The organism is Thioclava sp. DLFJ5-1 (genome assembly GCF_002020115.1).
Lineage (GTDB): Bacteria > Pseudomonadota > Alphaproteobacteria > Rhodobacterales > Rhodobacteraceae > Thioclava > Thioclava sediminum.
The window spans coordinates 24,366-45,133 of record NZ_MPZU01000004.1 but is presented as its reverse complement, the minus strand read 5'-3'; the positions used below and the strand labels follow the sequence as shown (position 1 = coordinate 45,133).

The following is a 20,768-nucleotide window of genomic DNA, read 5'->3' as shown; positions in this document are numbered from 1 at the left end:
AACAAGACGATCTGTTTAAGGCATTGTTTTGGTGGAATTTTTTGAGGGGGGCGGCTTGAGGCTTCCACACACAAATCCCACACACGCTGGAGCTGCAGGTAAGCCTCACCACCTCTCAACCCTTCGAGAGTGTGGACACCAGCTTTCCGAGCTTCTCTTGGAGAGCGCTGAGCAAGTTGATTTGTACAAGCGTGAATACGGTCGGGTCGGCCGCCTCGGGAGATGGGACGCCTGCGTACTGTTCAAATGTTGAGCCGTGTTTTTTGCGCTTCTTCCCTGCATGCTTGCCGTGGTCGACATCATGCTGAAGCATAGTGCGCAAATCGTTCACATCCGCGAATGCAGCCTTTTCTTCCGCATCAAGGCGTTGACCAGTGCTTTCCCAGAAGAGGAAGTAGAGCGCTTCGATAAATTCTTTGTAGTCAGCGAGTGAACCGATCTTTTTTCGAATTGAGGCCTGAGCGCTCGCTGTCTTAGCCGTAGCCTTAAAAAGGTCTCGTCCCTCTTGGGCCGCGTAAATCTCGTTAGCACGATAGACCAGCTTGGGGATGCTGTCCGCTAGTTGCTCTCTGCTCGCGTCAACGCCTTTCGTGATCTGATCAGAGTTCGCAAGAGGCGAGTAAAATTCAGGGTAGCGCAGGAAAAGCTGGCGCAGAAGGATCACTTGTCGCGTACGAGCGCCGCTACGAACATTCGCATTCACCGTACGTTGAAATGCTAGGAAGTCCTCGTTGGTCGCATCCCTACCCAGCTCGACTTGGCGCCGCAGTTCGGTGAAAAAATGCACAATGAACTCAGCAAGCTTCTTCTCTTGGTCTTTGCTGATCGCGTCAACTTCAAGATGACAAACGAGCGTGAGTATGGACTGGACGATGGTACGGTTGCGCATCAGCGAGCATGGACGCGGCATCAAGCGATGGAGGTAGTCGAGCGCTTGATTGATGCGATGCGCTACAGCCGACTCTGACGAGAACTTTGCATTCCGCTCGAACACGGGCTTAACATCGTCAAAACGCAATCCTGCTTCGAGGCCTTCAACTTCCAAGGTTGCGACCTTTGCCATAACATCGAAATAACCGTACCTTTTGTTTGCGATGGCGGTCGTTTCTTCGAAGAACTTGTGTTCGGCAGCTGCAGCGCAGTAGTCGCGAAGACCGCTATGAACGGAGTTCAACCGCTCGCTACCAGTCAGTGGAAGCCCTTCCTGTAGCCTCTGGAAAAACTCCTTAACGTCTTCGTCACGGCCTTCAGTGATTTCGTCATACTCGATCTCGTAATCGTCGAAGGCGTCCCCGAGTGCGTCTGGAAGCTCGGCGTACGAGCGCCCACCGAACGTCTCGCCTGCTTCAGCCGAGAGCTGGAGGTCTCCATCCATGAATTCCCAAATTGCAGTTAGCCGCTGCTGGCCATCCACAACATCAAATTCTGCAGGGTCGCTTTGCGTCTTGAGGAAGTAGAACTTCGGAAGCTTCCACCCGCGGAGGATCGTGTCGATCAACTTCCGCTTCTTCTCCTGTGACCAGACCTCTTGGCGTTGCCAGTCGGGGATTTCATAGCGGTCTCTGCGTTTGTAGATTTTATCTAGCGCCCGTTTTTCCGCCCGCATCTTCATCGAATTGCCGCCCTCTTCCCGTTCCGAATGTAAGCAAGAGACATCAGTTCGAGACGCCTTGTCCAGAGGCGCGAATTCTAAGGCTGATCCGACCGCCAGTGTCTTTGATCGAACCCGGCAGCGCGACGCTGCGGCGATTGCCAATCTGTGATGCTACGTGAGGCGCCCAATCAATTGCGGCCCACCATCGGAGAAAGGCGATTCGTGTGGTGGTTGCTGTCCCGACGGGGACGCGTGAGGCCCCCCATGTCTGCCCCTCCAACTGGTCCTTGGCTTCTGCCTCGGGTTCTCTTCGCCGGGGCATGGCTCCGCTGGTAAGGGTCTGAGGCAGAACTTTCGCCATAGCGAAGGTATGCAGCTACTGACTGTGCATTTTGCATAGGCTTGGACCAGCGACTTGGACCCGTTAAATCGAAGAGATCACCAGAATGAACAAGGAAAAACAGGAGCATAGCTGCTCCAAGCAAATGCGCTTGCCTCTTGGTAAGCTCAAGGTCGAGCCGGAGACCTTCCAATTCCGCGAATTTGAGACCACCGAAGATCACGTCCGCAACCTGACCGCCGCCATCATTGCAGGAAACGAGCTGGACCCGATGACCGTTTGGAAGCGGGGAGAAGGCGATTTCGTTGTGGTCGATGGCCACCACCGCCACGCCGCCTACGAGGATGCAGGCTACGCGAAGGCCGTCCCCGTGGTGGTCCATGAGTGCGGCGAGGCTGACGCTATGCTGTTGGCGCTGAGCGAGAACACGAAGACCAAGCTCCCCATGACCAAGACCGAGCGCGACAACGCAGCATGGCGTCTCGTCTGTTCAGAGCATCAGCTGTCCAAGGCGCAGACCGTGAAGGCGACGGGCGTAAGTGATGGCACGGTCGCCAAGATGCGCAGAACCCGCAATGCACTCGATGAGCAAGAACTAGGTCTGCCTGAGACGTGGTGGATGGCCATGCGGGCTGTGAAGGGGATCGAGCAACAGGAGTGGGATGAGGACATGCAGGCGCAAGTGATCGAAGCAAGAGCGAACGCGCTGGATGACGCGATTGGCAAGGAGCTGGGTCGCATGGGGCGGCGTCAGTGGGAGGCTGTCGCGGTGGTTCTCGAACGCCGCCTCAATAGACAAGTGCTGTCTTATCTCGTGGACGAGCTACGCAACGACGACGAGGAAGAGGATGATCCCATTTTCTGAGAGTAGGGCCTATTTTGGTCGCAGAAATCTGAGCGGCTTACCTATACTCGGCGAAACGTTCTTCTCCCCCATGGGGTGGCGCCGCATGTGTGGGTGCAGGGGAGTTGTTTAGGGGTACGCGCCACCTCCCTCGATGTCCCTCCCCTGACGCGCTCAGCGCCGCGCTGGGCGCCGCTCAGCAGCAACGACACGAGCGGGGATTAGGTAGACCCGCAAGCTGCCGAGGCTGAGCAGGTATTCCTTCCCGTTGGCGCTGCTCAGAACTTCCACGCGTACGACCGTGTCGCGCTGGGCGTGGGTGCGACCGAGGAGGGGCTTTCCCTCGGCAAGCTAAACAGTATTGAGGTTGCAGTTCCTGCGCGTAGCGTCTGCAAGCCACCTGACGCTAGGATAACGAAGCACCCAACCTTTCCGCCGGAGAGGTTGCCAGATTGCACTGAACCCTGGCCTGTCCGCAAGGGTGTACTACAGCGGACACCCCGGTGGCGCAGCGCAAGGCTGTCCGTAAGGGTTGACTTCAATCAACGGACATGAAACTCAACGGACAACACCCTAACGAACAGGAGGCAGGCATGTCGCAAACCATCCTCTACGCTCGCGTCAGCACCGCAGACCAGACCATCGACCATCAAAAGACCCAAGCCGAAGCAGCAGGCTTCAAGGTGGACGAGGTCGTGGCCGACCATGGCGTGTCGGGGGTTAGCACCAAGCTCTCGGAGCGACCCGAGGGTAAGCGCCTCTACGACAAGCTGCGGCGCGGTGACATCCTCGTCGTGCGCTGGGTGGACCGCCTCGGACGCAACTACCAAGACGTGACCGACACCATCCGTGAGTTCATGCGGAGAGGTGTTGTGATCCGCACTGTGATCAACAACATGACTTTTGATGGCTCCACCGCCGACCCGACCCAGATGGCCGTGAGAGACGCTCTCGTTGGCTTCATGGCCGCTACGGCGCAAGCCCAAGCTGAGGCGACGAAGGAGGCCCAGAAGGCAGGCATCGAGGCCGCGAAGAGCGACCCACGACGGTACCGGGGCAAGAAGCCGAGCTACGACCGCGTTGGGCTGGAGCTGGTGCGCTCGATGCTTGCAGAGGGGGCAGGGACTACTGCTGTTTCCAACGCGACGGGTCTGTCTCGGCAGACGGTGTTGCGCATCAAGGGCGACCCCGTCGGCGCAGAGGAGGCGCTTGAGCGCTGGGAGGCCTGAAGAGGCGCTAGGGGTTGCCTAGCTGCTCCCACAGGGCGGTGTGCCTGTCTCCCTCAAGAGGGTAGCCCAGCGCCTCCAGCGCATCACGCTTCTTCTCGAAAGGGATGCCGCCCGAGTAGAGGCCATAGGTCATGGTCTTGAGGTCGTGCCCGACGATCCTTGCGCTGACCGCCTCGGGAACGCCTGCTGCATCAAGCTGTGTCGCAACGGTCTTCCGCAGAGAGTGGTAAACGTAGGTCTTGTCGAACCCGAGAGCGGTTTTGAGGCGACCGAAGCGTTTCCCAACAGCGTTCGATCTGTCTTGGTATTTGTTGAACGTGAGACCGGAGAAGACATACCCATCCTTGCTTGTCGCACACATGCGTTTGATTGCAGGGCGTAGCTGCGAATGAATGGGTACTTCTCGGAGACCAGCCTCTGACTTGGCGTCCGTCAGCACGAAGCGGTCCTCCTGAACGTCTTCAACCCGCAAGGCACAGAGTTCCTCGATCCGGCACCCGGTCCACATCCCAGCCCAGATGAGACGTCCTAGCTCAAGGTCGCCTTTGTCTTGCGCGGCTTGAAGTAGCGAGACAACAGCTTCAGGTGAGAACGTCCTGCGTTTCTCTTGGAACGTGGCTTTCGAGTTCTTCTTCTGCTTGGGAACGGCATCACGGAATGGATCGCGGTCGTCAGAGACCAGTTCCTTGCGCTGCAGGTAGTCCCAGTACCCACGACACGCTGAGATGATACGCCGAATGGTAGAGAGCTTGAGGCCATCCTTGGTTTGGAGGTCGAGAACCCATTTCTGGACCTTCCTCTTCTCCACCTTGTGGCTCACCTTGAAGCGCTTGGCGAAGCGGTGGAGGTCGGACCGCTTCATGTCGATGCTCTTGGGTTCGTTGTCGAGGGTGGAGAGCCACTCTTCGATCTTCTCGCCTGTCTCGATCCACTGACGCGTGGCCAGCTTGAAAGCCTCTAGTCCCGCACCGGGATTGCGAGCATCAATCTCTTCCGCCTTGTCCTGAAGGATCATCTCGTAGGTATCGACTGCATCTTGGTCGGGGGGCGGCGTCGAGCATCTCGCGCCAGCTCTGAGCGGTCTCGCGAAGTTCGTCGGTGTGCGCTGGCTCCCCGGTGCGAACGGCATGGATTTCGGCTTTCCACCGGGCCACCAGCACGGGCGCACGGTTTTCCGCGACCGTGATGCTTTCCGTCTTCAGGCTCTGCACGAATCTCGGTTTGCCACCGAAGGCGGGCCGTACGTCCTTCGGGATGTCGAGGGTGGCGTACCAACGACGACGACGCAGCTCTAGGTGCTTGGGCAAGGGCTTCTCCACACACGTTTTCCACACACGTCTCACACGGGAAGCGCCTGATCTTCAATGGTTTTATGGGGTTACGTCGCGGAGGCAGCGTACCCCACCTCCTCCGCCATCGCGTCGCTTCCGTGCCCAAGAACGACCCCGTCGCACGTCGGTAATGCCTCCGCCCGCAGGGGATGACGGCTCCTTCTCAGGACACCGCAGGTTCAGGGAAGGCGAGTCCAGCCTGAGCATCCGGGTTGCGCTCAATTTGCGGGCAGTCTGCTTTCGGAACAGCTTCAATAACGTGCATGTGTCGGCTTGGGAGGGGGGCGACCGTGGCGAGGTAACATGTCTATTGACACCTTCGTGATCGATTCCCTAGCGTGAGGTAAGCGCCGAGCAAATGTGCTCGTCATGGCGCGTTGAACCCTCAGATATGTCGGCAATTCCGCCTCCAAAGCAGTTTCTGCTTCTGGGGGTTTTTTGTCGTTGGAAGATCGAAAATGACACGTCTCGACCTACAGATCGGCCTGCTTTTCTCGACCACCGGCGCATACGGTCGAGTTGCGCATACGCAGCTCAACGGCGCGCAGCTTGCCTGTGACGAGATCAACGCGGACCCGAGCGCGGCGGTCACTTTCCATCCCGTCCATATCGACCCCGAGAGTGATCTGCATAAATACGCGCCGGCGGTTCAGAGCATGTTCGATCGCGGCATCCGCCATATCTGCGGGTGCTACACCTCGTCGAGCCGCAAGGAAGTGATCCCGCTCTTCGAGAAGCATGATGCGCTGCTGTGGTATCCGACGCATTACGAAGGCTTCGAGAGCTCGACCAACGTGATCTATACCGGGGCGGCGCCGAACCATCACATGTCGCCGCTCATCGATTTCCTCTGCGCCCGCTTCGGTCGCCGCGCCTATTGCATCGGCTCGAACTATATCTGGGGCTGGGAAAGCAACCGGGTGATGCGCGAAGAGCTGCAGCGGCGCCGCGGCGAAGTGGTGGCGGAGCGGTATCTGCCGGTCGGCGAGACCGATATGGACGCCATCATCGAGGAGATCCTCGAGACCAAGCCTGATTTCGTGTTCAACGCGCTGATCGGCGAGTCCTCTTACGCGTTCTTCCGGGCGTTCCGGGAGACCTGTGACGCGCGCGGGATCGAGCAGACCACGCGCTTCCCCATCGCGAGCTGTAACCTCTCGGAGCCCGAGCTTCGCGCGATCGGCCCGGTAGGGGCGGATGGGCAGATCAGTTCCAGCGTCTATTTCTCGTCCCTCGCGGGTGAGCGCAACACGCGCTTCGTCGAGGCCTATGGCAAAGCCTTCCCCGAGGGACCTGTCGTTTCCGCCGAAGCCGAAGCCGCTTATGTCGCCATTCATATGCTCGCGAAATCCATCGCCGATGCGGGCACCGCGTCGGTGGGGGCAGTTCTCGAAGCGGCTGCGGGTCAGGTGTTCGATGCGCCGCAAGGCCGGGTCACGATCGACCCTGAAACCTACCATGCATCGCTCACGCCCCGCATCGGGCTGTCGCGCGCGGATTTCGAGTTCGACATCCTGCTCGAAGCGCCCGAACCCATCGCGGCCGACCCTTACCTCGTGTCCTCAACGACGACCTTCGAGCCGGCGGAGCGGCGCAGGAACGTGAGGGTGGTTCAATGAAGACACCCCGGATCGCGCAAAACTTCCGCGGCCGCAGGGCCGTCATCTTTACCACCGAGGGCCGCTCGCTGGGCATTCTCGAAACGACATTGCGTCGGCTGGGGCTGGAGCCGGATACCCGTCCCGTCTCGCCGCGCCAGGTTTTCGAACTGCCCGAAGACCTGAGCCCGGAGGCCGACCTCGTCATCATCGACGGCGACCTGAACCTGCCGCAGGCCTGGCCCGAGAGTTACAATCTGTCGCCCCAGCATGCGCCGTGTCCGACGGTGGGGCTGGTCGGCACGGAAGCGCCGAGCCGTCTCAAGGCGATGCTCCAGCTCGGGGCCGCGTCCTTCCTGCAAAAACCGATCCATAGCGGCGCCGTCTATTCCGCTCTCTATCTGGGCGTGAACGCGTTCGAGCAAATCGACGGCCTCAAGGCGAGCCTCGACGATATGGGCGAACGCCGCCGCAAACGGATTTACGTCATCAAGGCTGTCGCTGCGCTCATGCGCCAGCGCGGGCTTAACGAAGATGCCGCATATGACCTTCTGAGAAAGGAGAGCATGCGCGCGCGCGTCAGCGTCGAGGACCACTGCGAGTCCCTGATGCTGGCAAACCCGGACAGCGATCTCGATCGCGGTGAAACGAAAAAGAGGTGTCAGGCGCGCTAGCCCAGCAAGGCACCCGGAAAAACCTCAACAAGGAGTTGAAAATGACCAGGAAACTGATCAGCACCGCTTCGGTGCTCGCTACCCTATTGTCTTTTGCAGGGCCCGTGATGGCTCAGGACGCCGAGCCGATCAAGATCGGTGTGCTCGAAGACCAGTCGGGGGATTTCGCCCTCGCGACCATCGGCAAGGTGCATGGCATCCAGCTGGCCACCAAGGAAATCAACGACGCGGGCGGTATCGCCGGTCGTCCGATCGAGCTGGTGACCTACGACACCCAGTCGGACAACACGCGCTATCAGGAATTCATGCGCCGCGTGCTGCAGCGCGACAAGGTGGACGTGGTCTTCGCGGGCTTCTCCTCGGCCTCGCGCGAAGCCTATCGCCCGATCGTAAACCAGTTCGACGGGCTGGCCTTCTACAACAACCAGTATGAAGGCGGCGTCTGCGACGCGAACATGATCGTCACCGGCGCGGTGCCGGAGCAGCAGTTCTCGACGCTGATCCCCTACATGATGGAGAAGTACGGCAAGAACGTCTACACCATCGCCGCCGACTACAACTTCGGTCAGATCTCGGCCGAATGGGTGCGCAACATCGTCAAGGACAACGGCGGCGAGATGGTGGGCGAAGAGTTCATCCCGCTTGGCGTGTCGCAGTTCTCGCAGACCATCCAGAACATTCAGGCGGCCAAGCCCGACTTTGTGGTGACGCTGCTGGTGGGCACGGCGCAGTCGTCCTATTACGAGCAGGCCGGTTCGGCGAATGTCGACCTGCCGATGGCGTCCTCGGTGAACGTGGGTCAGGGCTACGAGCATAAGCGCTTCACGCCCCCGAGCCTGAAGGACATGTATGCGACGGTGAACTATGTCGAGGAAATCGACACGCCGGAAAGCAAGGCCTTCGTCGAGAAGTTCCACGCGATGTTCCCCGACGAGCCCTACATCAACCAGGAAGCCGAGAACTCCTACGCGGCGGTCTATCTCTACAAGGAGATGGTCGAGAAAGCCGGCGGCTCCACCGCTCTGGAAGATGTGCGCGCGACGCTCGCCGATGGCAACCTGTGCTACGACGCGCCCGAGGGTGAGATGTGCATCGATCCGAAGAGCCAGCACACCTCGCACACGATCTATCTGGCCCATGTGCTCGAAGATCACTCGATCGAATTCCCGAAGAAATGGGATGACATCAAGCCCTACTGGCTCGGCGATGTCGGCTGCGATCTGACCCAGAACGATCCGAGCGACCAGTACACCCCGTCGCACCTGCCGACGGAGTAATCCGACGCATCGCGGATGCGGGGCCCCCTTGGCTCCGCATCCGTCCTCTCCCGGATTTTCCTGCCCGGATTTCCCTGAACGACGGCCACCAAGAAAGGGACGGTCTATGGAGTTCCTCTACTCTCTTTTCAGCTTCTTCTATCAGTTCGGAGACGCGTTCGCCTTCCTCGTGCTTAGCGCCTGCGGCCTCGCGGTGATCTTCGGCATGATGGGCGTGATCAACCTCGCGCATGGCGAGTTCATCCTCTGCGGCGCCTATGTCTCGACGAGCGCCACCCATATGGGCGTGCCCCTTCCGATCGCGATCGCGCTGGGCTCTCTGGCCGCCGGTATCGCCGGGATGATCGTCGAGGTCGTGGTGATCCGACCGCTCTACAAACGTCCCCTCGATACGATCGTGGCCACCTGGGGGATCTCGATGATCGTCACCCAAGGCACGCTGATCGTGCTGGGCACGACGATGGCGGGCAGCGGCACGCCCTTCGGCAGCTTCACCGTCGGCGACTATTCCTATTCGATCTACCGCATCGTGCTCGTGGTGATGGCGCTCGCGACGCTGGCCGCCTTGTGGCTGATGTTCACCAAGACGCGCTTCGGCATCCTTGCCCGCGCCACGATCCAGGTGCCGCATGTGGCCGAGGCGCTCGGGGTCAACACCAACCTGATCTACAGCCTGACCTTCGGTCTGGGCGCGGCGCTCGCGGGGCTCGCCGGTGGGCTTTACGCGCCGACGATGACGCTCGTGCCGACGATGGGGGCCGCCTTCATGGTCGAGGCTTTCGTGACCGTCGTCGTGGGCGGCGCAGACATCTTCCTCGGGACGGCGCCTGCCGCAGTCGTGCTTGGCTTCATCAAAGCGTCGCTGACCTCCTGGCAGGGCCAGCTTGCCGGTCAGATCGGCATGCTCATCGCCGTCATCATCGTGATCCGCATCCTGCCGCGCGGCATCAGCGGCAAGATCCTGAAAGAAAGGGCCTGACGTGAGCAGCGCATCCCGTTTCACTTCCATTCTGAAGCTTATCGAGGGGCCGCAAACCCTCGGCAAGGGACCGAAATTCTGGTCGGGCTTCACTGTCGTCCTGCTCGCCGCCTGCGCCTATCCGGCCTTTGCGGACAGCTACGACGTCGGCAATAACGTCTACTTCTTCAACTGGCTCTTCATGGCGATGGGGCTGAGCCTGATCTGGGGCTATGGCGGGGCGCTCAGCTTCGGCCAGACCGCCTTCTTCGGGGTCGCAGGCTACGCCTACGGGGTCCTGACGATCAACCTGGGCGACGCCTACGGCCTGACGCTGCTCTCGCTGGTGCTGGCAGTCGGCCTCAGCGCGCTCTTCGCGGCGATCCTTGGCTACTTCCTGTTCTTCGGGCGCATCAGCGGCGTGTTCCTCGGCATCGTGACGCTTTCGGTGACGCTGGTGCTCGAACGCTTCATGGCGCAGACGGCGGGGCCCGAATGGGCGATCGGCAACGCGCGTCTGAACGGCTTCAACGGCATGGGCGCGATGCCCTCGCTGACGATCCCGTGGCCGGGCGGCAATATCGTGCTCTACCCGGACGTGACCCTCTATTACGTCACGCTGGTGCTGCTGCTGGTCTGCTATCTCGGCCTGCGCATCCTCGTGAATTCGCGCTTCGGCAATGTCATCGTGGCGATCCGCGAGAACCCGATGCGCGCCGAGATGCTGGGCTATGACGTGCGCAAGTATCAGCTGGCGACCTTCGTGATCGGCTCCGCGCTCGCCGGGCTGTCGGGTGTGCTCTACACCTCCTGGGGCAACTACATCACGCCTGCCTCGATGGGGATGACGGCAGCCTCGCTGCCCATCGTCTGGGTCGCGGTCGGCGGACGCACGGACCTCACGACCACGGTCATCGGCACGCTCGCGGTGCTGATGGTGTTCCAGTCGCTCACGATCTACGGCAGCCAATACGCGCTGATCGTGATGGGTACGCTCTTGGTGATCACCGTGCTGATCGCCCCGCGTGGCATCGTCATCGCGCTGCTCTCGCCCTTCATGCGCCGGAAATCCAAACTGGAAGGAGAGCGGTGATGGCCATTCTCGAAACACGCCAGCTCAACAAGCATTTCGGCGGGCTCCACGTCACGGGCAATGTCGATTTCGCGCTTCAGCCCGGAGAGATGCACTGCCTGATCGGTCCCAACGGGGCGGGCAAGAGCACCTTCTTCAAGCTGATCCTCGGCGAGCATCTGCCCGATAGCGGCGCGATCCTCTATGACGGCGAAGAGATCACCCGCGCGAAGCCGTTCGAGCGCATCCGCAAGGGGATCAGCGTGAAGTTCCAGGTGCCCGGCATCTTCAAGGAACTGAGCGTCCAGCAGAACCTGACGATCGCGCTTCAGCACCATGTCGCGCCCGAGATCCTGCAAGAGGAGATCGACCGGCTGCTGGAGTTCCTGAAACTCTCGCAGGACCGCAAGCAGCTCGCGGGCAATCTCAGCCACGGTCAGAAACAGTGGCTCGAGATCGGCATGGCGGTGGCGCTGAAACCGCGCCTGCTGCTGTTGGACGAGCCGACCGCGGGGATGACGCCCGACGAGACTTTCGCCACCGGCGAGATGCTTCAGGAGCTCAACCGCGAGGGCATGACCCTGCTGGCGGTCGAGCATGACATGGCCTTCGTGCGCCAGATCGCCCACCAGGTCACCGTGCTCCATTTCGGCAAGATTTTCGCGCAGGGCACCATCGACGAGATCACCGCCGATGAACGTGTCGCCGCCATCTATCTGGGAGAAGTCGATGCGTAAGGAAGTCCTTCTCGACGTGATCGAACTCAATGCGGGCTACGGCGGCAAGCCGGTGCTGCAGGGCGTCGATTTTCAGGTCCGCGAGGGCGAGATCGTCGCCGTGATCGGGCGCAACGGGGTCGGCAAATCGACCCTGATGAAAACGCTGATCGGGCTGTTGTCGACCGACAAGGGGTCGATCAACCTCGACGGAGCGTCGATCGATCTGCTCTCGGCGCATAAACGGGCGCGCAAGGGCATCGGCTATGTGCCGCAGGGCCGCGATGTCTTCCCGCGTATGACCGTGCTGGAAAACCTGCTCGTCGGCGAAAGCATCGCGGGCAAGTCCACACCGGGCAAGGTCGACGAGATCTTCCGCTATTTCCCGATCCTCAAGGAACGCGCAGATCAGCGCGCGGGCACGATGTCGGGCGGTCAGCAGCAGCAGCTCGCCATCGGGCGCGTGCTGATGGGCGATCCGTCAATGATCCTGCTCGACGAGCCCTCCGAGGGGATCCAGCCGAACATCGTGCAGGACATCGCGCGCATCATGGTCGAGCTGAACCGCGAGACCGGCGTGACCGTCGTCTTCGTGGAGCAGAACGTCGACATGATCCGGGCGATGGCGCAGCGCTGCTACGTCATGGACAAGGGCCGGATCGTCGCCGAACTCGACCGCGAGATGCTGCAGGACCGCGACACGATCCGACGATACCTGTCGGTCTGATCTCCCCGGAATAATCATGGAATTTGCAAGTAAAAGGAGCAACTTATGAGCTGGTTTGAAGAATCCATCATGGCGCGCAAGGGCGTGGCGAAAGGTCAGGCCCTCGAGAAGCGCACGATCACCGAGGAAGAACAGGGAAGCTATCCCTACATCTACACCGCCGGGATCGAGCCGGTCCTGACCGTCGATCCGGGCACCGTCGTCAGCGCCGAGACCCATGACGCGTTCGAAGGCGCGATCAAGTCGGAGACCGACAAGCCGACCGAGATCCTGAACTTCCCGTTCCTGAACCCGCAAAACGGCCCGATCTACGTGAACGGCGCCGAGAAGGGCGACACGATCGCGGTCTATATCGAGAGCATCGTGCCGCGCGGGCCGCAGCCGCGGGGCACCACGGTGATCATGCCCGAATTCGGCGGTCTGGTTCCCACCTTCGAGACCGCGCTCCTGACCGCGCCGCTGCCCGAGGTGGTGCGCAAGCTCGACATCACCGTCGAGGAAGGCACGAAGTGGAACGACAAGATCAGCCTGCCTTACGAGCCCTTCATCGGCACGATCGGCACGGCTCCGATTGCCGAGGCGATCTCCTCGCTGGTGCCGGATTATTACGGCGGCAACATGGACCTTCCCGATGTCGCACCGGGCGCGGTCGTCTATCTGCCGGTGCAGACCGAGGGCGGTTATCTGTTCCTCGGGGATTGCCACGCAGCCCAAGGCGACGGTGAGCTTTGCGGCGTCGCGGTCGAGCACCCGACCGTGACCACCGTGCGCATCGACCTGATCAAGAACTGGACGATCAGCACGCCGCGACTGGAGAACGAAGAGTTCTACATGACGGTCGGCTCGGCACGCCCGATGGAGGACGCCGCGCGCGGCGCTTACCGCGAGCTGATCCGCTGGATGGCTGCCGATTTCGGCTTCGACGAGATCGACGCTTACATGCTGCTGACCCAATGCGGTCGCGTGCGCCTCGGCAACATGGTCGACCCGAAATACACGGTCGGGGCCTCGGTCCTGAAGTCGATCGTCGGCATCGCTGAATGAGCTTAGGGCCGCGCCCCTATCCCTTGTTGCGCGGTCTTTAACCTGTCGCCTCTGCCTCGGAGGGCAGCTTCTTGGGTGGAGGCGACCTTTTTCTTCACGGCTTCGACCGTCCCTGCGGCCTCAGCGGTGCGCGCCACGGGTCGAGCTTCGTCACTTTCGATCCACCCCGCCCGGCTCCGGCTCGGGCGATGGCGGCATCCTGCCCGCCAAACGGAAAAGGAGTCTCTCATGTCCGCTCAAACGAAACCCGATCTGCCCGATCTCGGAACACTCACCGTCGCCGCCGTTCAGGAGGGGCTGGCCTCGGGGGCGTTCACCGCAGAGGCGTTGACCGAAGCCTGCATGGCTCAGGTCAAGGCGCTGAACGGCAAATACAACGCGATCATCTTCGAGAATGACGCAGCCCTCGAGACCGCCCGCGACATCGACCGGCGGCGCGCTGCGGGCGAGGCGCTCGGCCCGCTGGCCGGGGTGCCGATCGTCGTGAAGGATCCGATGGACATGGCGGGCATCCCCACCACGGCGGGCTGGCGACTTCTCTATTCCGGGACGGGCGGCGTCGATCTGATGCCCGAATGCGATAGCCCCGTGGTGGCCCGGATGCGTGCGGCCGATGCGGTCATCCTCGGCAAGACCAACGTGCCGATCCTCAGCTGGACCGGGACGCATGCGAATGACAGCTGGGCCGGCCCCACGATCAACCCCGCGATTGAAGACCGCGCCCCGGGCGGGTCGAGCGCAGGCACGGCGGCGGCGGTCGCTACCCATATGTGTGTGATGGGGCTGGCCGAGGAAACCGGCGGTTCGATCCAGAACCCGGCCTCGGCGCAGGGGCTTGTGGGCATCAAACCGACCATCGGGCTGGTGCCGAATGCCGGGGTCGTGCCGCTCTCGGGCAATCGCGACGTGGTCGGGCCGATTGCCCGCACTGTCACGGATGCCGCCCTCGGCCTCGATGTCCTGGCGGGGTTCACCACCGAAGATCCCAAGACGCTGGCTTGCGTCGACAAGATCCCCGAAGGCGGCTACGCCTCGGGCCTGTCGAAGGACGGCCTGAAGGGCAAGCGGCTCGGGCTGTACGGGCCGGGCTGGCGGAAGAACGAACTCTCGCACGAGGCGTCGGATCTCTATGACCGCGCGAAGAGCGAGCTCGAAGACCTCGGCGCGGTTCTGGTCGAGGACCCCTTCGCAGGCACCGATTTCGCAAGCTATCGCGAGATCACGCCGGGCACGCCTTTCTTCGACGGGCGCGGGCTGGAATCCATCCCCTATGACATGACGAAATATCTCGAACGGCTGGGCCCGAATGCGGCGATCAAGACCTGGGAGGAGTTCGTCGAGGCCACCAAGGAGGAAAACGTGCTCGCGAAGGGGGCGATCCTCGGCTTCCTCAACGAGCTGCCCGATTTCGTCGAGGCGGTGAAATCCCCGACCACGCCGCCCGCGCTGCCTGCGTTCACGGCCCTGAAGCGGACCTATCTGCTGCTGATGGAGGAAGTCTTCGCGCGCCATCAACTCGACGCGCTCGTCTATCCGCAGATGCTCTGCGAGCTGCCGGGCCTGCATTCGGGCGACGCGATCCTCGAGACCACCGTCGGGGAACTGAACATCGCGGGCATTCCGGGCGTCACCGTGCCCGCGGGCTACTACGCCTCCGGCGCGCCGTTCGAGCTGATCTTCCTCGGCCAGCAGTGGAGCGAGCACGCCTTGATCCAATGCGCCTATGCCTACGAGCAGGGCACGCTGCACCGCAAACCTGCGGTCTGATCGGGACCAATCGGCATCTCCTGGCCGTTGCGGCGTGAACTCGGCTTTTGCCCGAGCGCACACCGCAGCGGCCCTTTTGTCTTGTGCCTGACGAAGATCAAGGCGCGGGCTGCGGAATCGTGTTGCTTTCCAACTGCGCAGCGAGCCGTGGCAAAGCAATGTGCCCGATGCGCGCTGCCGTGATTACCTCCGTGTTTACCCCCCAAATCGAGAGGAACAGTTCGATGGAAGACGACAAGAAACCCGAGCGCACCGTTTGGGAAGAAATCGAGGTCGCAGGTAACCAACTCGTCGATCGCGTCAAGGAATTGGCGCAGGAGGGGAGCGTGCGCCAGTTGCGTATCAGCTCCGCCGGCGGGGACCCCTTCGTCGAGGCGCCCCTCAATCTCAGCCTCGTCGTCAGCGGGGTCGTGGTGCTCGCAGCACCTTGGCTGGCCGTCCTCGGCGTGATCGCCGGATTGGCTACCCGCGTGAAGGTGGAAATCGAGCGGGTCGAGGAACCTGACGACGATAAGACGGACGAGTAGGCCCCGGGTCGGGAAGAGCGGGAGCTCAATCAGCGTGGTGCTTGCGCTCCCACCCGGATATCCGGCTCCAACGCCTCAGGACGCCGGGATCAGAACGATTTTCCCGGCGTGGCGTTTTTCCTGAAACACCTTCTGCGCCTCGGCGATTTGGTCGAGCGGGTAGGTGGCGGCCAGCAGGGGCCGGATTTCGTCCTTCTCGACATAGGAGATCAGGTTGCCGAAGACCGGCGCGTCCCATGCGGTGCAGCCGATCAGCGTGATGTCCTTGAGATACAGGTCGCGCATATCCAGCTCCACGACCGGTCCGGCAATCGCGCCCGACGAGGCATAGCGCCCGCCGCGCCGGAGCAGCTTCAGCATCGTGCCGAAGCCCTGTCCGGCGACGTTGTCGATCACCACATCCACGCTGTTCTCGCCGATCGCCGCTACGGGGTCGTCTTCGCGGCAGAGCACCTGATCCGCGCCGATCTCCAGCACCCTCTCGCGCTTGGCGGCGCTGGTGATGGCGATCACCTTCGCGCCGCGCCGTTTGAGGAGCTGGATCAGCGCCGAGCCCACGCCGCCCGATGCACCGGGCACCAGCACGCGCTCGCCCGCGGTGACGCCTGCGCGGTGGATCATGTTCTCGGCGGTGCCATAGGCGCAGGGCAGGGTGGCGAGTTCCGCGTCGCTCCAATCGCTGTCGATGGCGAAGACTTCGCCCGCGGGCACTTTCACATATTGCGCGAAGGCCCCGTCGAAATTGGAGCCGAGCCAGACCGTGTCCATCGAGGAGAAATCATGCTCGCGCATGCAGGACCGCACCAGAACGCGGGTGCCGATCAAGGCCGCATCGCCACCGTCGCCCACCGCGACGACCCGACCGCAGCAATCGGTGCCTTGGATGAGCGGGAAGGGCGTGGCCCCGCTCCAGCCACCATCGGCGTGCTGAGCGTCCTCGCGCGAGTCCTGCGTGCCGGATTTGACCTCGGAAGAATACCAGCCCAGCCGGGTGTTGATGTCGGTATTGTTGATGCCCGCCGCGAGCACCTGCAGCAGCACCTCACCGGGCCCCGGTTCGGGCATCGCGACCTCGCGGTAGTCGAGCCGCTCGTAGCCACCCGTTCCGGTCGTGACCACGGCCATCATCGTGCCCTTCGCTGCGTCGCTCATGCTGCTTTCCTCCCGAAACCGATCCGTTAGTGAAACGAGTCAGGGCGCGGTCGGGATAAACCGAGCCGCGCCCTGAGAATGATAGCCGAACACGGGGCGCGCAGGCTCAGCGCGCTACGCAATCCGCGAAGTAATACGTCTGGCCGTCCTCGCCCGTCTCCGTCACGAGCCCGTGGATATCGGTCTCGAAGCCGGGGCATTCGCGGGCGAATTCCCGGTTGAAGCGCAGGTAATCCACGATCTTCGCGTTGAAGACCTCACCCGGGATCAGCAGCGGAATGCCCGGCGGGTAGGGGGTCACGAGGCTCGTCGTGATCCGGCCCTCCAGCTCGTCGATCGAGACCCGCTCGGTCTTGCGCCGCGCGATATGCGAGAAGGCCTCCGACGGGGTCATCTCGGGGTGATGGTCGGTCAGGTAGATCTCGGTCGAGAGCCGCGCGACGTCGTATTTCGCGTAAAGCGAATGGACGTGCTGGCTGAGATCCTTCAGGCCCATGCGCTCGTAACGCGGGAACTTCGCCGAGAACTCCGGCATCACGCGCCATAGCGGCTGGTTCTTGTCGTAATGGTCCTTGAACTGCTGCAGCGCCGCCAGCAGCGTGTTCCAGCGGCCCTTGGTGATGCCGATCGTGAACAGGATGAAGAAGCTGTAAAGCCCAGTCTTCTCGACCACGACGCCATGCTCGGCGAGGTATTTCGACACGATCGAGGCGGGGATGCCGCTGTCGTCGAAACGCCCTTCGATATCGAGGCCGGGGGTGATGATCGTGGCCTTGATCGGGTCGAGCATGTTGAAGCCCGGCGCCATGTCGCCAAAGCCGTGCCAGCTATCCGAGCCGGTGGTTTCGACGCCCTCGGCATCGGTCTTCTTGAGAACCCAGTCGCGGGTCGCGGCCATCCCGTCGCCATCGGCGCGGAAATCGGTCGGGCCCCAGACCTGGAACCACCAGTCCTCGGGGCCGTATTCCTCTTCGACCTTCACCATCGCGCGGCGGAAATCGAGCGCCTCGACGATGCTTTCCTCCACAAGTGCCGTGCCGCCCGGAGGCTCCATCATCGCCGCCGCCACGTCGCAGCTTGCGATGATCGAATATTGCGGGCTCGTGGAGGTGTGCATCAGGTAGCTCTCGTTGAAGAGATGCCGGTCGAGCTTCTCTTCCTTGCTGTCCTGCACGAGCACATGGCTCGCCTGCGAAATCCCGGCGAGCAGTTTATGCACGGACTGCGTCGCATAGGTGATCGACTTGGTCGTGCGCTCGCGCTTGCGGCCCATCGCGTGATACTGGCCGTAGAACGGGTGGAAGGCGGCATGGGGGATCCACGCCTCGTCGAAATGTAGGTTGTCGACCCAGCCGTCCAGAAGCGACTTGATCACCTCGGTATTGTAGAGAACCCCGTCATAGGTCGACTGCGTCAGCGTCATGATCCGGGGCTGGACATTGTCGGTGTCGTAATCGGCCAGTAGCGGGTTCGCCTTCATCTTGGCGCGGATCGCCTCGGGTTCGAATTCCGAGCGCTGGATCGGGCCAATGATGCCCCAGTGGTTGCGCGTGGGCTTGAGGAAGACCGGGATCGCACCGGTCATGATGATCGCATGTAGGATCGACTTGTGGCAGTTGCGGTCCACCACGACCACGTCGCCCGGCGCGACCGTGTGGTGCCAGACCATCTTGTTCGAGGTCGAGGTGCCGTTGGTCACGAAGAAGCAGTGATCGGAGTTGAAGATCCGCGCGGCATTGCGTTCGGAGGCGCCGATTGCGCCGTTATGATCGAGCAGTTGGCCCAGTTCCTCGACCGCGTTGCAGACATCGGCGCGCAGCATGTTTTCACCGTAGAACTGGTGATACATCTGCCCGATCGGCGATTTCAGGAAGGCGACGCCGCCCGAATGGCCCGGGCAGTGCCACGAGTAGGAGCCGTCCTCGGCATAGTCGAGAAGCTGCTTGAAGAAGGGCGGCTGGATGCTCTCGAGATAGCTTTTCGCCTCGCGGATGATGTGCTTGGCGACGAATTCCGGCGTATCCTCGAACATGTGGATGAAGCCGTGCAGCTCGCGCAGGATATCGTTGGGCAGGTGGCGCGAGGTCTTGGTCTCGCCATGCAGGAAGATCGGCACATCGGCGTTTTTCCAGCGCACTTCCTCAATGAAGGCGCGCAGCTTCTCGACCGCCGGGTCCAGTTCGGGACCGGAGGAGAATTCCTCGTCGTCGATCGCCAGCACGAAGGCCGATGCGCGGCTTTGCTGTTGGGCGAATTGCGACAGGTCGCCGTAGCTGGTGACGCCAAGCACTTCGAACCCGTCGGCCTCGATGGCTTGCGCGAGTGCCCGGATGCCGAGACCGGAGGTATTCTCGGAGCGAAAATCCTCGTCGATGATGACAATCGGGAAGCGAAATTTCATCAGGGGGGTCCTCTCTCGGGCCTATCGGGGTCGGGCGAATGGGGCGCGTGCGCCGCGCCCTGTTCATTTCAGCCGAATATAGGCAAGGTCAAGCCCGTGCGGGAGACCCTCCCGCACGGGCAAGGCCGGATCAGCTCTGGATATGGGCGAAACCCTTGCCGAGGATCGGGCCGGTCGGGCGTCCTGTGGGCGAGCCGCCCGCGGGTTCCAGCGTGATCTCGTAGAGCTGCTGCGGCGCGGGAGCGGGCAGGTCAGGGCCGGTCAACACCGCAGGCGCCACCCTGTCGAGCGTGCCGAGCGACACCGGGCCCGTTTCCGGCGAGGGAAGCGTCCAGGCCTGGATCGTTTTGCCCGAAGGCAGCGTCACATCGGCCACGAAGCGGATCTTGGCGTCGCGATTGCCGTAATCCTCGATCACCGCCTGCGGCTCGCCGGATGCGTTCATCAGAACGGCGACCACGCGCGGCTCTGGCGTCGGGCGCAACGTGCCTGTGCCCAGACCCACCGCGAGGCCGATGATCCCCGCCGCGATCAACCAGCGCCGCTTCGTGCGCGGGGCTTGCGGCAGGTTGTCGGCTTGCGGCGGGACCGGCGTGATCGTCACCCCCCGCGGGGCCGCGTCTTCGCGTGCAGGTTCCGCCGCGATGCGTTCGCGCAGGCGATCCATGAAATCATCCGGCAGGTCGGCCTTGGGCGCCGAGAGGTCGAGCGGGAGCAACCCGTCGCGCAGCGCCGCCACGCGGGCCTCCAGCGCAGGGTCGCGCGCCAGCAGTTCCTCGAACAACTCGGCCTCGGTCTCCCCAAGCAGGCCAAGGACGTAATCATCTGCGATGGCGTTGAGGTCGGTCCGGTTCAGGCTCATGACAGGCACTCCCTCAGGCTGGCCAATCCGCGCCGGATCCAGCTTTTCGCCGTGCCCAACGGCACCGACTGGCGCGCGGCGATCTCGCCATGGCTGAACCCGCCGACATGGGCGAGCAGGATCGAATGGCGGCTGGCGGGGTCGAGCGCCTCCAGGCAGTCGCGCAGGCGGCTGGAGCCTGCGAGCATCTGCCAGCCCTCTTCGGGCACGCTTTGCTCGCGCGCATCCTGCAACGCCCCCAATTCCTCGGGCGAGAGCAGGCTCAGCCGTTTGCCGTCGCGCAGAATGTTCAGGCAGCGGCTGCGCAGGACGGTATAGACCCAGCCCTTGGCCGAGCCGGGATTGCCGCTGAATTGCCCGGCCTTGCGCCAAATGCGCACCAGCGCCTCCTGCAAGGCTTCCTCGGCCAGATCGGTGCGGCCCAAGATGCGCTTGGCCACGCCCAGCATGCGCCCGCCTTCCAACGCCACCAGCCGCTCAAGCGCGCCCACATCGCCCTCGGCGCAATCGTGCAGCGCCTGCGCCACGGGGCAGCTTTCCGCTTTCGTCATAAACGCTCCCATGTTCCGCCTGCCGCGCGGCGGTCTCTCCCGGACCAAGTTCTTCACGATTTTCTCCCGTTTCCAAGCTCTAGACCCGCGAAACAGTCGATTGG

At 62.4% G+C, this 20,768-nt stretch carries 18 protein-coding genes; 12 read left to right on the top strand and 6 right to left on the bottom strand.

Features of this window, described 5'->3' with window-relative positions:
* Positions 1 to 115: 115 nt before the first annotated feature.
* Positions 116 to 1,612 (bottom strand): DUF262 domain-containing protein, encoded by a 1,497-nt coding sequence (locus tag BMI86_RS13065; RefSeq protein WP_078541800.1) that lies wholly within the window; start codon positions 1,610 to 1,612, stop codon positions 116 to 118.
* 428 nt (positions 1,613 to 2,040) lie between these two features.
* Between BMI86_RS13065 and BMI86_RS13060 the strand changes: the two genes are divergently transcribed.
* Positions 2,041 to 2,799 (top strand): ParB/RepB/Spo0J family partition protein, encoded by a 759-nt coding sequence (locus BMI86_RS13060; protein WP_078541799.1) that lies wholly within the window; start codon positions 2,041 to 2,043, stop codon positions 2,797 to 2,799.
* 572 nt (positions 2,800 to 3,371) lie between these two features.
* On the top strand, positions 3,372 to 4,007 hold the full coding sequence (locus tag BMI86_RS13055) for a recombinase family protein (RefSeq protein WP_078541798.1): 636 nt from the start codon (positions 3,372 to 3,374) through the stop codon (positions 4,005 to 4,007).
* Between the two features lie 7 nt (positions 4,008 to 4,014).
* Here the strand turns inward: BMI86_RS13055 and BMI86_RS13050 are convergent, their stop codons facing one another.
* Entirely contained in the window at positions 4,015 to 5,022 is a 1,008-nt protein-coding gene (locus tag BMI86_RS13050) for a tyrosine-type recombinase/integrase (protein ID WP_168173853.1), read from the bottom strand.
* Between the two features lie 774 nt (positions 5,023 to 5,796).
* Between BMI86_RS13050 and BMI86_RS13045 the strand changes: the two genes are divergently transcribed.
* The 10 genes from BMI86_RS13045 to BMI86_RS13000 all read left to right on the top strand — a co-directional run bounded on the left by BMI86_RS13045 (position 5,797) and on the right by BMI86_RS13000 (position 15,698).
* A complete protein-coding gene (locus BMI86_RS13045; protein ID WP_078541796.1) occupies positions 5,797 to 6,957 on the top strand; it encodes a transporter substrate-binding domain-containing protein in 1,161 nt (386 codons plus the stop codon).
* Complete coding sequence (locus BMI86_RS13040; RefSeq protein WP_078541795.1) at positions 6,954 to 7,610, top strand: ANTAR domain-containing protein; 657 nt, start codon at positions 6,954 to 6,956, stop codon at positions 7,608 to 7,610. Before BMI86_RS13045 ends, BMI86_RS13040 begins: the two co-directional genes overlap by 4 nt.
* Positions 7,611 to 7,651: 41 nt before the next feature.
* A complete protein-coding gene (locus BMI86_RS13035; RefSeq protein ID WP_078520575.1) occupies positions 7,652 to 8,887 on the top strand; it encodes an urea ABC transporter substrate-binding protein in 1,236 nt (411 codons plus the stop codon).
* Positions 8,888 to 8,993: 106 nt separating this feature from the next.
* On the top strand, positions 8,994 to 9,866 hold the full coding sequence (locus BMI86_RS13030; RefSeq protein ID WP_078520226.1) for a branched-chain amino acid ABC transporter permease: 873 nt from the start codon (positions 8,994 to 8,996) through the stop codon (positions 9,864 to 9,866).
* 1 nt (position 9,867) lies between these two features.
* A complete protein-coding gene (locus BMI86_RS13025) occupies positions 9,868 to 10,938 on the top strand; it encodes an ABC transporter permease (protein ID WP_078541794.1) in 1,071 nt (356 codons plus the stop codon).
* On the top strand, positions 10,938 to 11,654 hold the full coding sequence (locus BMI86_RS13020) for an ABC transporter ATP-binding protein (RefSeq protein WP_078520224.1): 717 nt from the start codon (positions 10,938 to 10,940) through the stop codon (positions 11,652 to 11,654). The genes BMI86_RS13025 and BMI86_RS13020 overlap by 1 nt, the downstream gene beginning before the upstream one ends.
* Positions 11,647 to 12,360 carry an ABC transporter ATP-binding protein gene (locus BMI86_RS13015; protein WP_078541793.1) on the top strand — a complete coding sequence of 238 codons (714 nt, stop codon included), beginning with the start codon at positions 11,647 to 11,649 and terminating at the stop codon, positions 12,358 to 12,360. Before BMI86_RS13020 ends, BMI86_RS13015 begins: the two co-directional genes overlap by 8 nt.
* Positions 12,361 to 12,405: 45 nt before the next feature.
* Positions 12,406 to 13,404: an acetamidase/formamidase family protein gene (locus tag BMI86_RS13010; protein ID WP_078541792.1), complete on the top strand. Its 999-nt coding sequence runs from the start codon at positions 12,406 to 12,408 to the stop codon at positions 13,402 to 13,404.
* Positions 13,405 to 13,632: 228 nt separating this feature from the next.
* Positions 13,633 to 15,171, top strand: a complete 1,539-nt coding sequence (locus tag BMI86_RS13005; RefSeq protein ID WP_078541791.1) for an amidase — start codon at positions 13,633 to 13,635, stop codon at positions 15,169 to 15,171.
* A gap of 224 nt (positions 15,172 to 15,395) precedes the next feature.
* Positions 15,396 to 15,698 carry a DUF4342 domain-containing protein gene (locus BMI86_RS13000; RefSeq protein WP_078541790.1) on the top strand — a complete coding sequence of 101 codons (303 nt, stop codon included), beginning with the start codon at positions 15,396 to 15,398 and terminating at the stop codon, positions 15,696 to 15,698.
* Positions 15,699 to 15,773: 75 nt separating this feature from the next.
* On the opposite strand, the gene BMI86_RS12995 is transcribed toward BMI86_RS13000, so the two are convergent.
* From BMI86_RS12995 to BMI86_RS12980, 4 genes are all read right to left on the bottom strand, one after another.
* Positions 15,774 to 16,850 (bottom strand): alcohol dehydrogenase family protein, encoded by a 1,077-nt coding sequence (locus BMI86_RS12995; RefSeq protein WP_246831710.1) that lies wholly within the window; start codon positions 16,848 to 16,850, stop codon positions 15,774 to 15,776.
* A gap of 106 nt (positions 16,851 to 16,956) precedes the next feature.
* A complete protein-coding gene (locus BMI86_RS12990; protein ID WP_078541789.1) occupies positions 16,957 to 19,251 on the bottom strand; it encodes an arginine/lysine/ornithine decarboxylase in 2,295 nt (764 codons plus the stop codon).
* Between the two features lie 130 nt (positions 19,252 to 19,381).
* A complete protein-coding gene (locus tag BMI86_RS12985; protein WP_078541788.1) occupies positions 19,382 to 20,113 on the bottom strand; it encodes an anti-sigma factor in 732 nt (243 codons plus the stop codon).
* A complete protein-coding gene (locus BMI86_RS12980) occupies positions 20,110 to 20,664 on the bottom strand; it encodes a sigma-70 family RNA polymerase sigma factor (protein WP_078541787.1) in 555 nt (184 codons plus the stop codon). The genes BMI86_RS12985 and BMI86_RS12980 overlap by 4 nt, the downstream gene beginning before the upstream one ends.
* Positions 20,665 to 20,768: the final 104 nt, after the last annotated feature.

Bases quoted from the DNA above. Each gene is read 5' to 3' on its own strand.
- BMI86_RS13020 (WP_078520224.1), top strand. From the start codon at position 10,938: ATGGCCATTCTCGAAACACGCCAGCTCAACAAGCATTTCGGCGGGCTC.
- BMI86_RS13060 (WP_078541799.1), top strand. From the start codon at position 2,041: ATGAACAAGGAAAAACAGGAGCATAGCTGCTCCAAGCAAATGCGCTTG.
- BMI86_RS13050 (WP_168173853.1), bottom strand. From the start codon at position 5,022: ATGATCCTTCAGGACAAGGCGGAAGAGATTGATGCTCGCAATCCCGGT.
- BMI86_RS12990 (WP_078541789.1), bottom strand. From the start codon at position 19,251: ATGAAATTTCGCTTCCCGATTGTCATCATCGACGAGGATTTTCGCTCC.
- BMI86_RS13005 (WP_078541791.1), top strand. From the start codon at position 13,633: ATGTCCGCTCAAACGAAACCCGATCTGCCCGATCTCGGAACACTCACC.
- BMI86_RS13055 (WP_078541798.1), top strand. From the start codon at position 3,372: ATGTCGCAAACCATCCTCTACGCTCGCGTCAGCACCGCAGACCAGACC.
- BMI86_RS13045 (WP_078541796.1), top strand. From the start codon at position 5,797: ATGACACGTCTCGACCTACAGATCGGCCTGCTTTTCTCGACCACCGGC.
- BMI86_RS13065 (WP_078541800.1), bottom strand. From the start codon at position 1,612: ATGAAGATGCGGGCGGAAAAACGGGCGCTAGATAAAATCTACAAACGC.
- BMI86_RS13010 (WP_078541792.1), top strand. From the start codon at position 12,406: ATGAGCTGGTTTGAAGAATCCATCATGGCGCGCAAGGGCGTGGCGAAA.
- BMI86_RS13015 (WP_078541793.1), top strand. From the start codon at position 11,647: ATGCGTAAGGAAGTCCTTCTCGACGTGATCGAACTCAATGCGGGCTAC.
- BMI86_RS13040 (WP_078541795.1), top strand. From the start codon at position 6,954: ATGAAGACACCCCGGATCGCGCAAAACTTCCGCGGCCGCAGGGCCGTC.
- BMI86_RS12985 (WP_078541788.1), bottom strand. From the start codon at position 20,113: ATGAGCCTGAACCGGACCGACCTCAACGCCATCGCAGATGATTACGTC.
- BMI86_RS12980 (WP_078541787.1), bottom strand. From the start codon at position 20,664: ATGACGAAAGCGGAAAGCTGCCCCGTGGCGCAGGCGCTGCACGATTGC.
- BMI86_RS13030 (WP_078520226.1), top strand. From the start codon at position 8,994: ATGGAGTTCCTCTACTCTCTTTTCAGCTTCTTCTATCAGTTCGGAGAC.
- BMI86_RS13035 (WP_078520575.1), top strand. From the start codon at position 7,652: ATGACCAGGAAACTGATCAGCACCGCTTCGGTGCTCGCTACCCTATTG.
- BMI86_RS13000 (WP_078541790.1), top strand. From the start codon at position 15,396: ATGGAAGACGACAAGAAACCCGAGCGCACCGTTTGGGAAGAAATCGAG.
- BMI86_RS12995 (WP_246831710.1), bottom strand. From the start codon at position 16,850: ATGAGCGACGCAGCGAAGGGCACGATGATGGCCGTGGTCACGACCGGA.